The organism is Vibrio sp. Of7-15, assembly GCF_022347565.1.
Lineage (GTDB): Bacteria > Pseudomonadota > Gammaproteobacteria > Enterobacterales > Vibrionaceae > NORP241.
The window spans coordinates 151843-164407 of the sequence record NZ_JAKRGH010000009.1; the positions used below are offsets into that span (position 1 = coordinate 151843).

At 44.2% G+C, this 12565-nt stretch carries 9 protein-coding genes; 4 read left to right on the top strand and 5 right to left on the bottom strand.

The window, feature by feature from the left end; genetic code table 11:
- Nucleotides 1-25: 25 nt before the first annotated feature.
- Nucleotides 26-1213, bottom strand: coding sequence for a tyrosine--tRNA ligase (gene tyrS / locus MHO82_RS12230; RefSeq protein ID WP_239184228.1), 1188 nt, complete (start codon nt 1211-1213; stop codon nt 26-28).
- 129 nt (nt 1214-1342) lie between these two features.
- Between tyrS and MHO82_RS12235 the strand changes: the two genes are divergently transcribed.
- Nucleotides 1343-2650, top strand: coding sequence for a peptidoglycan DD-metalloendopeptidase family protein (locus MHO82_RS12235; protein ID WP_239184265.1), 1308 nt, complete (start codon nt 1343-1345; stop codon nt 2648-2650).
- A gap of 63 nt (nt 2651-2713) precedes the next feature.
- Here MHO82_RS12235 and MHO82_RS12240 read toward each other — a convergent pair whose 3' ends face one another.
- From MHO82_RS12240 to erpA, 3 genes are all read right to left on the bottom strand, one after another.
- On the bottom strand, nt 2714-5803 hold the full coding sequence (locus MHO82_RS12240) for an efflux RND transporter permease subunit (RefSeq protein WP_239184229.1): 3090 nt from the start codon (nt 5801-5803) through the stop codon (nt 2714-2716).
- A 9-nt stretch (nt 5804-5812) separates the two neighbouring features.
- On the bottom strand, nt 5813-6931 hold the full coding sequence (locus MHO82_RS12245) for an efflux RND transporter periplasmic adaptor subunit (RefSeq protein WP_239184230.1): 1119 nt from the start codon (nt 6929-6931) through the stop codon (nt 5813-5815).
- Between the two features lie 98 nt (nt 6932-7029).
- Nucleotides 7030-7371, bottom strand: coding sequence for an iron-sulfur cluster insertion protein ErpA (gene erpA, locus MHO82_RS12250; protein ID WP_239184231.1), 342 nt, complete (start codon nt 7369-7371; stop codon nt 7030-7032).
- 298 nt (nt 7372-7669) lie between these two features.
- Here erpA and hemL point away from each other — a divergent pair, with 298 nt between their 5' ends.
- The gene (hemL, locus tag MHO82_RS12255) at nt 7670-8965 is read left to right on the top strand and encodes a glutamate-1-semialdehyde 2,1-aminomutase (protein ID WP_239184232.1); all 1296 of its coding nucleotides are present in this window, start codon (nt 7670-7672) and stop codon (nt 8963-8965) included.
- Nucleotides 8966-8973: 8 nt separating this feature from the next.
- On the opposite strand, the gene MHO82_RS12260 is transcribed toward hemL, so the two are convergent.
- Entirely contained in the window at nt 8974-9729 is a 756-nt protein-coding gene (locus tag MHO82_RS12260) for a CpsB/CapC family capsule biosynthesis tyrosine phosphatase (protein ID WP_239184233.1), read from the bottom strand.
- A 358-nt stretch (nt 9730-10087) separates the two neighbouring features.
- Here MHO82_RS12260 and MHO82_RS12265 point away from each other — a divergent pair, with 358 nt between their 5' ends.
- Nucleotides 10088-11173, top strand: a complete 1086-nt coding sequence (locus MHO82_RS12265; RefSeq protein ID WP_239184234.1) for an AI-2E family transporter — start codon at nt 10088-10090, stop codon at nt 11171-11173.
- 161 nt (nt 11174-11334) lie between these two features.
- On the top strand, nt 11335-12354 hold the full coding sequence (gene rsmC / locus MHO82_RS12270; RefSeq protein WP_239184235.1) for a 16S rRNA (guanine(1207)-N(2))-methyltransferase RsmC: 1020 nt from the start codon (nt 11335-11337) through the stop codon (nt 12352-12354).
- Nucleotides 12355-12565: the final 211 nt, after the last annotated feature.

Genomic DNA, 12565 nt, shown 5'->3' on the forward strand with positions numbered 1-12565 from the left:
CCAGCATAGCCGGAATTAACGAGATTTATTTAATGGTGATACGTGCAAACTTACGCTTACCAACTTGGTAAACAGCCGTACCTGCTGCTGGAACGAACTTAGTATCAGATACTTTCTCGCCCTCAATTTTCGCAGCACCCTGGCGGATCATACGCATTGCATCAGACGTTGAGTTAACCAAACCCGCTTCTTTTAGCACGTTACCAATTGGCAAACCGGCTTCAAATTCGAATTCTGGCATTTCATCAGGGATCGCACCTTTTTGGAAACGGTTGATGAACTCTTGCTCAGCGGCATCAGCATCGGCGTCTGTGTGGAAGCGAGCAATGATTTCTTTCGCCAGTAGGATCTTAACATCACGTGGGTTTTTACCAGCTTCAACGTCAGCTTTAAACTGAGCTACTTCTTCTAACGGACGGAAAGAAAGTAGTTCGTAGTAGCTCCACATTAGATCGTCTGAAATCGACATGATCTTACCAAACATTTCAGATGGTGCTTCGCTAATACCAATGTAGTTATTAGCCGATTTAGACATCTTCTTAGTGCCGTCTAAACCCACTAGTAGTGGCATCATGATCACAGCTTGTGGCTTCTGACCATTCGCTTTTTGCAGCTCACGACCCATTAGCAGGTTGAACTTCTGATCCGTACCGCCAAGTTCAACGTCTGTTTCCATGGCTACAGAGTCATAACCTTGCAGTAGTGGATACATGAATTCGTGAATCGCGATCGGTTGACCACCAGCATAACGCTTTTTAAAGTCATCACGCTCAAGCATACGAGCAACAGTTTGGTTTGCCGCTAAACGGATCATGCCCTCTGCACCTAATTCATTTAACCACTCAGAGTTAAACTGAATTTTTGTTTTTTCAGGGTCTAAGATTTTATAGATCTGATCAGTGTACGTTTTTGCATTTTCCAGTACTTCTTCACGAGTCAAAGGAGGACGCGTGCTGTTTTTGCCCGTTGGATCACCAACCATAGCTGTGAAGTCACCAATAAGGAAAGTCACTTCATGACCTAAATCTTGGAACTGGCGTAATTTGTTAAAAATAACAGTATGGCCAAGGTGAATATCCGCAGCCGTTGGATCAGCACCTAACTTAATGCGTAATGGACGATTTTCTTTTAATTTCTCAATAAGCCCTTCTTCAGGAATAAGCTCTTCTACACCGCGCTTAATCTCTGCTAGTGCTGCTTCAATGCTAGCCATTCTTGTTCGCTCCCACAAATTTGGCAAAAAAGTGATAATCCTCCATCTTACTTGAATAGCGATGTTTTTTGAAACCAGTTAAACTTAAACGTCTGTCTTTTTTATCAACAATAATTATTAGTTTGAATGATGCTGTCGAAACTTGCCAAAATTCCCTTAATACACCGTACACTCATCGCACTCTCTAGTGCAGCTGTTATCGTTGGCATGCTACTTATTCCAAATGATATGAATGTGCAAAATACTGATCCTAATGCACTACAAGTTGGTCGCTCTTATCCTGTAGACATTAACCCTGAACTGCTTGTTAGCCCAGAACCTAATCGGAATGCACAAATCCGCTGGGAAAAGCACAACGTAAAATCAGGGGAAAGTTCCGCATTACTGTTTAAGCGGATTGGACTTTCTGCTCGGTTGTTACATAACCTGATCAGCAGTGATGATGAAATTAAAGATCAATTATCCAACCTAAAACCAGGTAACGAGCTACGATTTGGCTTCAATGATCAAAACGAACTCATTCAGCTTATCCGCCCAATTAGCTCTACCGAAATTTTCCGCATTACTAAAGCTGGTGATAGCTATATCCCCCTTCATGAAAGCAAACCTGTTGAAACCCAACTTAACTACGCACAAGCCACCATTAGTTCAAACTTCTGGAATGCCGCTATCAGTGCAGGACTAACGCCAAACCAAATCATGGAATTGGCTGGCATGTTCGGTTGGGATATTGATTTCGCATTAGACATTCGCGCTGGTGACCACTTTGAAGTGCTATTTGAAGAGCGCTTTGTAGAAGGCGAATACGCTGGCCGAGGGAAAATCATCGCCGCCTCTTTTACTAACCAAGGGGATAACTTTAAAGCCATTCGTAACGATAAAGACGAGTCTTACTACGATCAAAATGGCCGAGCGATGAAAAAAGCCTTCTTACGCTCACCAATTAACTTCCGTTACGTAAGTTCTAACTTCAACCCACGTCGTTTACACCCAGTGACAGGCCAGATTAAAGCCCACCGAGGCACTGACTATGTAGCACCTGTTGGCACACCAATTTGGGCTGCTGGCGATGGTATTGTGTCTAAAGCGGGTTACAACCAGTTTAATGGTAACTACGTGTTTATTCGACACAGTAATACTTACATCACCAAATACCTTCACATGAAAAAACGTAAAGTAAAAACGGGACAACGAGTGAAACAAGGCCAAACCGTCGGCACGCTAGGAGCAACAGGCCGTGTAACTGGCGCTCACTTACACTATGAGTTTTTGGTTAACGGTGTTCATAAAAACCCACGTACGGTGAAGCTACCACAATCGAAGTCACTAACAGGAAAAGCAAAATCTGACTTTAAAGTACAGGCAGAAAAACGTCTGGACCAACTGGCAAGATACAGCAAGTACATGGCGACCAGTAGCCCAATGATCATCCACTAAGAAAGCACCGTACCCAATAAAAAATGCCTCACCGTCCAGTGAGGCATTTTTGTTTCACAATGACTATTCGAGTACTTGTTTATCTTTACCAAGCATGAGTAAACAAGGCGTCAGAACTAACGTTAACAATGTCGCAAACGCCAATCCACCAGCCACCGCCGTAGCCAACTGTGACCACCACTGGGTACTTGGCGCACCAAACTCAATATTACGATTAATCAAATCGATGTTCATCTCAAGCACCATTGGCATCAAACCTAAAATGGTGGTGACGGTAGTTAACAGCACAGGCCTTAACCTTTGCACTCCCGTTCGAATGATGGCTTCTATTTTATCGAACCCTTGCCGACGCAGCTGATTATAAGTATCAATCAGTACAATGTTATTGTTCACCACAATACCCGCTAAAGCGATCACTCCGATCCCTGACATGATGATCCCAAAAGGCCGTTGAAAAATAAGCAAACCCGCAAATACGCCAACGGTGGAAAAAAGCACGGCACTTAAAATTAAAAATGCCTGATAAAAACTATTAAACTGCGTCACCAAAATCAGAGCCATGACCGCCAGAGCCACAATAAATGCATTTTGTAAAAAAGCCGTGGAGTTATCTTGCTCTTCATTTTGGCCGCGCAACTTAAAGTTAACCGATTCAGGCAAGCCTAATTCCGATAAAGCGTGCTCTATTTTTGGTAGCTCCAAGCTTAAGTTGTACCCTTCTTGCATGTCTGCCATCACCGAGATCACTCGATGACCACCCACACGATGGATAGTGTCTTGTTTCGGCGCTGCTTTTATCTGGGCAAAGTTAGTAATAGGGATCATGCCTGCGGCGGTCTTAACTCGCAGCTCATCAAAGCGGCCTATGTCTCGCTGCTCTGCTGGGAAGCGGACCAAAATATCCACCTCTTCATCCGAGTCATCGGGAAGATAATCCCCCACTTTCAGGCCATTTGTCACAAACTGCACCGTGTTACCCACCACCGTCGCATCGGCCCCAAACCGAGCGGCATCGTCTAGCTGTAAATCAATTTGCCAATCAATACCTGGTTTATTGCCAGTATCACTGAGATTGGTAAATGCAGCATGATTATTCGCCCAATGCCGGACTAAACTAACACTGCGTTCCAACTCTTCAGGAATACGACCACTGAGCTCAATCACCACATCATGCTCTGCTGGCGGGCCAGCTTGTGGAGACTTAAATTCCAACTCAATGCCAGCAATATGAGCGGTTTTTTCTCGCAGTTCATCAATGATTTCTTTCACTGGGCGGCGATACTGCCAATCCACTGGCGTTAGCTGAATCTGGCCAATCTCATCGCTTCCCCCCGTTTTGGTGTACACACTGTCAAGCTCCTCCATCCCAATGATGTGCTGCTCTATTTGCTTCATCAGCCGATCTTTTTCATAAATAGATAAATCACCGTGAGAGCGTACTTTCATCGTCATAAATGGTGGGTCGACTTCAGGGAAAAAGATCATACCCAGCCCCGCTTTTGCGTAACCAAACCCCACGGCGATAGCAAGCACTATGGCCGCGACTAAAATTTTAAATGGGTGACGAACTGCGACAGAAAGTACCTTTACGTAGCCTGCTATAAACCCAGACGCTTTTGAAAACTCGCCGTGTTCAATCGCTTGCAAACGAGTTCGCTGAGCGGGTGACACGTACTGCGGTTTACCAAAAATGCCGCCAAGCACAGGCACAAACAGCAGTGCCATTAACAAAGAAGCGCTTAATGTTGCAATCAAGGTCAAGGGTAAGTACTTCATGAACTCCCCGGTGACGTCAGGCCAAAACAGCAAGGGAGCAAAAGCAGCAAGCGTGGTGGCAGTAGAAGCCGTAATTGGCCATGCCATACGTAATGCCGCTTCTCGGTAGGCTTCTTTACGGGGAGCCCCTTCTTGCATGCGCCGATCCGCGTATTCGGTCACCACAATAGCGCCGTCCACCAACATGCCCACTGCCATGATCAATGCAAACAGCACCACTATGTTGATGGTTAAACCCGACATGGCCAACATTAATAAACCAGTCAAGAATGACCCGGGAATAGAAATCCCCACCAGTAACGCGGTTCTCGCCCCCAAAATAGCGATGATCACAATCACCACTAAAATAATGGCCGAGAGGATGTTATTTTGAAGATCGTTCAACATGATACGAACGTCTTTTGACTCATCCCACGTGTATTTGATCAATAAATTATCAGGCCATTGAGGTTGTTGCTGAGCACCCTCCAACACGGCTTTTACCAGCTCAACCGTTTCAATGATGTTTTCACCCGCTCTTTTTTTGATATCCAGTACAACCGCACCTTGACCATCCAAACGAGCAAAACTGCTCGGATCTCGAAACGCTTTTCGTACCGTCGCCACATCCGCGAAGGTGATCACTTGCTTGCCTTCCACCTTAATCGGCAAATCCAGTACATCCTGAATGGAATCAAACACCGAAGGAACTTTAACAGAAAAGCGGCCGTAGCCCGTATCCACAAACCCCGCCGCGACCACTCGGTTATTTAATGCCACTAAGTTATAAATATCCCCCTGATCCAGACCATAGCTTTCCAGCAGTAGTGGATTAACAATGATCTCCACCACATCCTCCCGATCCCCGGCAATATCAACTTCAAGAATTTGGCGGTAGCTTTCCAGCTTATCTCTTAACTTACGAGCAATTTTCACCACCGCTCTTTCAGGCACGGTGCCATACAAAACCACAGAGAGAACAGGCTCTTCCGCTGCCAATGTTACTTCGTTCACTGTTGGCTCATCGGTATCATCAGGCAACTTTGCTTTTGCCAAATCCACCGCATCACGGACATCTGACATGGCTTTTGCTAAATCTGCGCCAACAGAAAACTCTAATGTCACGGAGGCATGACCTTCTGAGGCAGTGGCAGTCATCTCTTTCACCCCTTCAACTGAGCGTAATTCATGCTCTATGGGGCGAATCAACAGCCTCTCTGCATCGGTCGGTGAGATCCCTTGATGACTGACTGAAACATAAATAATGGGAATGGTGATGTCAGGGTTCGACTCTTTCGGAATCGTAATGTAAGTGATGATCCCAGCGAGGATGATGAACACGAGCAAAGACAGCATGGTTCGTGATCGAGTCAATGCCGCATTAATTAAATGATGCATCCTTGCTCCTTATTGTTGAACCGCAATGACGCTATCGCCATCACGCACAAAGCCTTGCCCTACCGTAATGATATCTACTTGTTTATCAAAACCGCTCAACCACACACCATCACTTTGTGCTTTCACTAACTGAATAGGAACAAACTCGACTTCCGCCAATTCTGTTTGATCGTCTTGAACTCGGCGATTCGTGACCGTTTTTACCCCTAAATTACCACTCTCATCCAATGCCAACATGGCAGGAGTAATTTTAATCGCCGACTGGGTATCAAGCTCAATCCCAACTTCGGCGCTAATGCCTGCCGGAATTTGATTGTTTGGATTAGAAATTTCAATTTCAATGGCGAACGTGTTTGTCGCAGGGGAAGCAAGCTGAGAAATGTAGCGTAGCGTCCCTTCTTTTTCTGGCTGACCAATAAAATTAACGTGAGCTACTTGGTTTAAATCTAACTTATGAATGTGGCGCTCACTCACATCAGCCTCTATCACTAACGGATCTAAGTCGACCACTGTCGCCATGGGATCACCAATCGACACAAAATCACCAACCTCCACCGCATATTGCTCGATGATCCCATCAAAAGGCGCAACAATTTGGGTATTCGTTAAAATGTGTTCCGCATTACGCACCCGCGCTCTAGCTTCGAGTAACGTGGCTTCGGCTAAGCTAAAGGCGACCTCTCCTTGCAACCCTCTTTTCTTGAGGGCTTTTGCCGCCGTAAACTCTTTCTCTCTCACTGCCAATAAGGCTTTGGCTTTATTAAGCTGCAATCCCCAATCCGCCATGTCTAATTGGATCAAAGGCTGACCTTTTTTCACCACACTGCCTTTTTTCACTAATAAGGTTTCAATTTGACCAGCTACTTGAGCGGCTAGTGTTGCTTGGCGATCTGGCGCAGTACGACCGTATAATGAAATTGAACGAGCAACAGGGGCAACATGAAAAGTTTCCACAACGACTTTCGCTAATGGTACGGCTTGAGGCTCTGCGGTTTTAACGCCGGGTGAGTTGTGGGCTTGCGATAGGCCAGATGCCAGCCATAAGACTAAAGAGATAAGGAGCACCCCTGATAAAATCCAGGGTCGATAGCTAAAAAATGACAGGATGGAGGGAGACGCTTTATCCATAGCAATTATCCTTACTGCTGTTTGGAGGAAGAGCGAGAATCAGGCCTTGTAAGACATCCTACAAACAAGGCCACTACATATTAAATCAGGTATTTGTGTTAAACACTGAATGAAGCACCGCAACCACATGTTGTTGTTGCGTTAGGGTTATTAACAAAGAAACGAGCGCCTTCTAGACCTTCAGTATAGTCGACAATACCACCAATGAGGTACTGTAAACTCATTGGGTCAACCACAAGCGTTACGCCATCATTTTCAATAACCATATCACCATCATTCACTTTCTCATCAAAAGTAAATCCGTACTGGAAACCACTACAACCACCACCAGTGATGTACACACGTAATTTCAGCTCTGGATTTTCTTCTTCAGCAATCAAAGTTTTCACTCTTGCTGCTGCAACATCAGAAAATTCTAATGGTACGTTCACTTCACTCATTTCGACCTCTCACAATGCATATCGCCTTTTTTAGGCTGCTATTGGTGGGATTATCTAATACCTGACTGGTACGTTCAAGTATTCACCACTTTTTGTTCTCTTGTCAGTATCAAGCTTGATAATTCACACAACAACCAAGAGGCGTTAAGTACATGGTTTGCTATTAAAAAACCAATATTTAAGTCACGATTTTCTCTTCTACTCTGGCTTCTTTTTATCCAAGCCATGCTTTTCATTTTGTTTTAGGTACAATAGCGCGCTAATAAGGTCTACCCAGTTTAACTTGAGGATGTAAGTAATGACCAAATCAGCAGAATTGTTTGCAAAAGCGCAAGATGTTATTCCTGGTGGAGTGAACTCCCCTGTACGTGCCTTTGCTGGTGTCGGTGGTTCTCCACTGTTTGTTGAGCGTGCCGATGGCGCATTAATTTTTGATGCTGATGGCAAAGCTTACATTGATTATGTTGGTTCGTGGGGCCCGATGATCTTAGGCCATAACCATGTTGCTATTCGTGATGCCGTTATTGAAGCCGCTCAACGTGGCCTTAGCTTTGGTGCACCAACAGAAATGGAAATCACCATGGCTGAGTTGGTGTCTAAGCTAGTTCCGTCAATGGAGCAAGTGCGCATGGTAAGCTCGGGTACCGAAGCAACCATGAGTGCAATTCGCCTAGCTCGTGGGTTTACTGGCCGCGATAAAATCTTAAAATTTGAGGGCTGCTACCACGGCCACGCCGATAGCCTATTAGTAAAAGCGGGCTCTGGTGCCCTGACTCTTGGCCAACCAAGCTCTCCTGGTGTTCCTGCGGACTTTGCAAAACACACGCTAACCGCCACCTTCAATGATCTAGATTCCGTTCGTGAACTGTTCGCTGAGTTTAAAGATGAAATTTCGTGCATCATCGTTGAACCAGTTGCAGGTAACATGAACTGTATTCCACCTGTTGATGGCTTCTTAGAAGGTCTACGTGAAATTTGTGATCAAGAAGGCGCGCTACTGATCTTTGATGAAGTAATGACAGGTTTCCGCGTTGCTCAAGGTTGTGCACAAGCTCACTACAACATCAAACCAGATCTAACCACGCTAGGTAAAGTTATCGGCGGCGGCATGCCAGTGGGTGCATTTGGTGGTCGTAAAGATGTCATGCAGTTCATCGCACCAACGGGCCCAGTTTACCAAGCGGGTACCCTATCAGGTAACCCTGTGGCAATGGCTGCCGGTTTTGCGTGCTTAAAAGTACTGACCGAAGAAGGCAACGAAGAGCGCCTAGCAAAAACCACACAGCAACTAGCAAATGGCCTGAAAGCCTTAGCAGATAAGCACGGCGTACCAATGGCAGTAAACCAAGTGGGCGGAATGTTTGGCTTCTTCTTCACAGAGCAAGAATCAGTGACTTGCTACGAAGACGTCACCAAGTGTGATATTGAGCGCTTTAAACGTTTCTTCCACCTCATGTTAGAGCACGGCGTATACTTGGCTCCATCTGCATTTGAAGCTAGCTTTACTTCTCTAGCGCATCGCAGCAAAGAAATTGATGCCACGTTAGAAGCGGCCGATCGTTGTTTAGCCATCATTGCAGCAGAAGCAAAATAAGCTAACGCTTACAACAATTCCTCACGCCCAGCATCGTCTGGGCGTTTTTTTCCTTCAAAAATAGCTTTGGGATTAATCACACACAATTGCTCAGCCAACGCTTCTCCATGCAACATTGCCACATGCTGATAGGCATCTCTTAAACATGGTCGACGTTTTGATAAATTATGAGTATCCGACGCAATGACATGTACCCAACCTTTTTTAAGCATTTGCATCGCTCTGTCTCTGGGCTCTTGACGGAAATGCCCCAATAACGACCCCGCATTAATTTGCAATAAACACCCCATATCAATAAATGGCTCAAGAATGCTAATGTCTTTCACTACGCTAGAATTTCGTTCAGGATGGGCAATAAGAAGCTGATAACCTAACTTGATCAAACTCTCGGCTATCTTTTCCGTTCCAGGAAGAATATGAACATGATGAAACTCAACCAAAATAGTGGGTTTATTGTGATAAAACCCCAATAGCGGCAAATTGCCTTGTTCAGCCATAGGTACAATATCCGGACTGAGCCTCACCTCACCCGCAACCTTTAATGCAATTGGCAGATCAAGTGATGCGATAAGAGCACGTACTCTCAATTCAGCCTGTTCAATGATGGCGGGGTTGTATTGGTATTCTGAAGGGTTCACATGGGGTGTTGCGACAATACCTTTGACCCCATCGGCTACCGATAAACGCAGTAACTCTTCCGTTTCAGCGAGAGATTTAGCTCCATCATCCACTTCAGGTAAAATATGGCTGTGCAGATCAAACATTCCTTGTCCTTACTTTCTCATACAGCAACAACTATCAACGCCAATAATATAAAACTAACAAAGCAAGCCCCAAACACACTAGTCGAAACCAGGGAATGTCCCGTTTGGTCAACGTAGATTGCCCTTTACTGCCCTCTTTTTTATTGCAACACGACATATTTATTTACCACCATACAAAATACTAACTAGTAACCAATCGTTGCGCACAAGAGGCGAAAACGCCATTATAGCTGACTCATACACAAAACATTCGAGTTAGCTCAATATCTCGTTAAATAATAAAGATAAATATTAGGAAAAATATCTTTAGGGAATATCGAGAGGATCTGACATTCACCGTTCATATAAAGGAATAACAGTGCCAAATAAATTCAATATTACTTCGCGCCATTGGATATTAGTGGCCGCACTGATCATTGCCATCTACGCCTGTTTTAAGCTCATTCAGCCTTATATGAACTCCATTATTATGGCATTCATTATTTCTTTGCTGTTTGCGCCGCTGCACACTCGACTGGAAGCGAAGTTTAAAAACAGACCCAATATAACTGCCTTAATATCTTGTACCATTCTTACCTTTATTATTGTCATTCCTTTGCTGGTTGTCTTTTCAGCCATGATTCAGCAGGGCTCGACCTTCTCTAAAGACGCCTATGGCTGGGTAAGTGAAGGAGGGGTACAAAGCCTCTTAGCTCACCCTACCGTAGCAAAAGGCCTTCATTTTATTAACGAATGGCTCCCATTTGACAGCATTGACCCACAAGAAGTGGCCCAAAAAGTGGCACAAATTGCTTCTCAGTTTGGCACCAAGTTAGTTGGAATTAGCGCAAAAGTACTAGGGGATGCCACCAACTTCCTTGTTGATTTTATGCTGATGCTGTTTGTTTTATTTTTCCTACTGCGTGATCACGACAAAATGGTGTCAGCCATGAGACACGTCCTTCCACTTTCTCGCAGCCAAGAAGACATCTTATTAGAAGAAATAGAACAAGTGTCTAAATCCGCGGTGTTAGGATCATTTTTAACGGCTATTGCACAAGGTTTAGCCGGTGGTTTTGCCATGTGGCTAGCAGGGTTTCCAGGTTTATTTTGGGGAACCATGATGGGATTTGCTTCTTTTATTCCTGTTGTAGGAACGGCACTCATCTGGCTTCCTGCCGCCATCTATCTCTTACTTACCGATCAATGGCAGTGGGCACTGTTCCTTGTAGGATGGGGCGTGATCGTCGTTGGCTCTATCGATAACATCGTAAGGCCACTACTCATGCAAGGTAACTCTAGCATGAACACGCTCCTTATCTTCTTTTCTTTATTAGGTGGTATTCAGCTATTTGGCCTTATCGGGTTAATCTACGGGCCAATTATCTTTGCCATCACACTGGTGCTCTTCAAGCTGTACGAAGTAGAGTTTAAAACCTTTTTGGATCAACAAGACAACAGTTAGCAGCCTTATAGTTGATATTACGGAAATGGCAGCTTAATTCTGGGTTGCCACTTTCCTCCTATTTCCTTACCTTCCACACCAGATAACCATTTCCTCTTTAGTTCTCTTTGTGGGAAAATCACGCCCGCTTTCTACAACCCTTTTTATTTAATGAGGCCATTATGTCTTTTACTGCACCTAGCCAAGTAATAGCACGACAACTTGACTACTTTACCGATAAACACGTAATGGTTGCCGGGGAGTTAGAAGATACGTTTCCTGCTGAACTAACAAAACACGCCGCTTCAGTTAGCGTTTTTGCGACTAACTATGGTTACTACCAAACCATGAAAAAACACTCTAATGTAACGTGTTATTTTGGTGTAGAGCTAACAGAAGATACCCAAGCAGATATGATCTTGCTCTACTGGCCAAAAGCCAAGGCAGAAGCTCAATATTTACTGCATATGTTGCTGGCAAAATTAGGCCCAAACACTGAAATCTGTGTGGTGGGTGAAAACCGCAGTGGCGTTAAAAGCATTGAAAAGATGTTCAAAGCATATGGCCCTATTACGAAATATGATTCTGCACGCCGATGCAGCTTCTATTGGGGTCAATGTATGGAAGAAGCCCCAAGCTTCACGCTAAATGATTACTTCAAAAGCTATACCGTTGAGTTTGATAACCAAACGATTCAAGTCCGCAGCCTTCCCGGCGTATTTAGCCACGGTGAGTTTGATAAGGGCTCCGAGCTACTGCTAGAGACTCTACCATCGTTACAAGGAAAAACCCTTGATTTTGGCTGTGGCGCTGGAGTTATCGGTTCTATCATGAAGTATCGTAATCCTGATATCCAATTAGACATGTGTGATATCAGCGCTTTTGCTATTGAGTCATCAAAAGAAACCTTAAAAGCAAATAATCTAGAAGGTAATGTCTTTGCTAGCGATGTTTACTCTGATGTAAACGCACCTTATGACTTTATTATCAGTAACCCACCTTTTCACGCTGGCCTGAAAACATTTTATAGTGCAACAGAAACCCTACTGGAAAAAGCACCACAATACTTAACCGCCACAGGTCAATTACTTATTGTGGCAAATAGCTTTTTACAGTATCCACCGATTATTGAAGCTGCTTTTGGTCAGTGTGATACGCTGGCTAAAAATACCAAGTTTAAAATTTACAGCGCGAAAAAATAGCCTTTTCTTATTCCGCGATCGGATTAATTCCGATCGCAACATCTAAATATCTTATTAAAACCTCTCTTCTTATTGATAAAGTGCGCCTTTGCACACGCTTTAGAATTCACTTACTTGCTAATAAAAAAAAACTCAGTATAAAAAACGACTGGTAATTTATAATCTACTTTTCTATCGGTTATATTTACCTTACGTAAAAAACGTCAATTTC

Bases quoted from the DNA above. Each gene is read 5' to 3' on its own strand.
- tyrS (WP_239184228.1), bottom strand. From the start codon at position 1,213: ATGGCTAGCATTGAAGCAGCACTAGCAGAGATTAAGCGCGGTGTAGAA.
- hemL (WP_239184232.1), top strand. From the start codon at position 7,670: ATGACCAAATCAGCAGAATTGTTTGCAAAAGCGCAAGATGTTATTCCT.
- MHO82_RS12260 (WP_239184233.1), bottom strand. From the start codon at position 9,729: ATGTTTGATCTGCACAGCCATATTTTACCTGAAGTGGATGATGGAGCT.
- MHO82_RS12235 (WP_239184265.1), top strand. From the start codon at position 1,343: ATGCTGTCGAAACTTGCCAAAATTCCCTTAATACACCGTACACTCATC.
- MHO82_RS12240 (WP_239184229.1), bottom strand. From the start codon at position 5,803: ATGCATCATTTAATTAATGCGGCATTGACTCGATCACGAACCATGCTG.
- rsmC (WP_239184235.1), top strand. From the start codon at position 11,335: ATGTCTTTTACTGCACCTAGCCAAGTAATAGCACGACAACTTGACTAC.
- erpA (WP_239184231.1), bottom strand. From the start codon at position 7,371: ATGAGTGAAGTGAACGTACCATTAGAATTTTCTGATGTTGCAGCAGCA.
- MHO82_RS12245 (WP_239184230.1), bottom strand. From the start codon at position 6,931: ATGGATAAAGCGTCTCCCTCCATCCTGTCATTTTTTAGCTATCGACCC.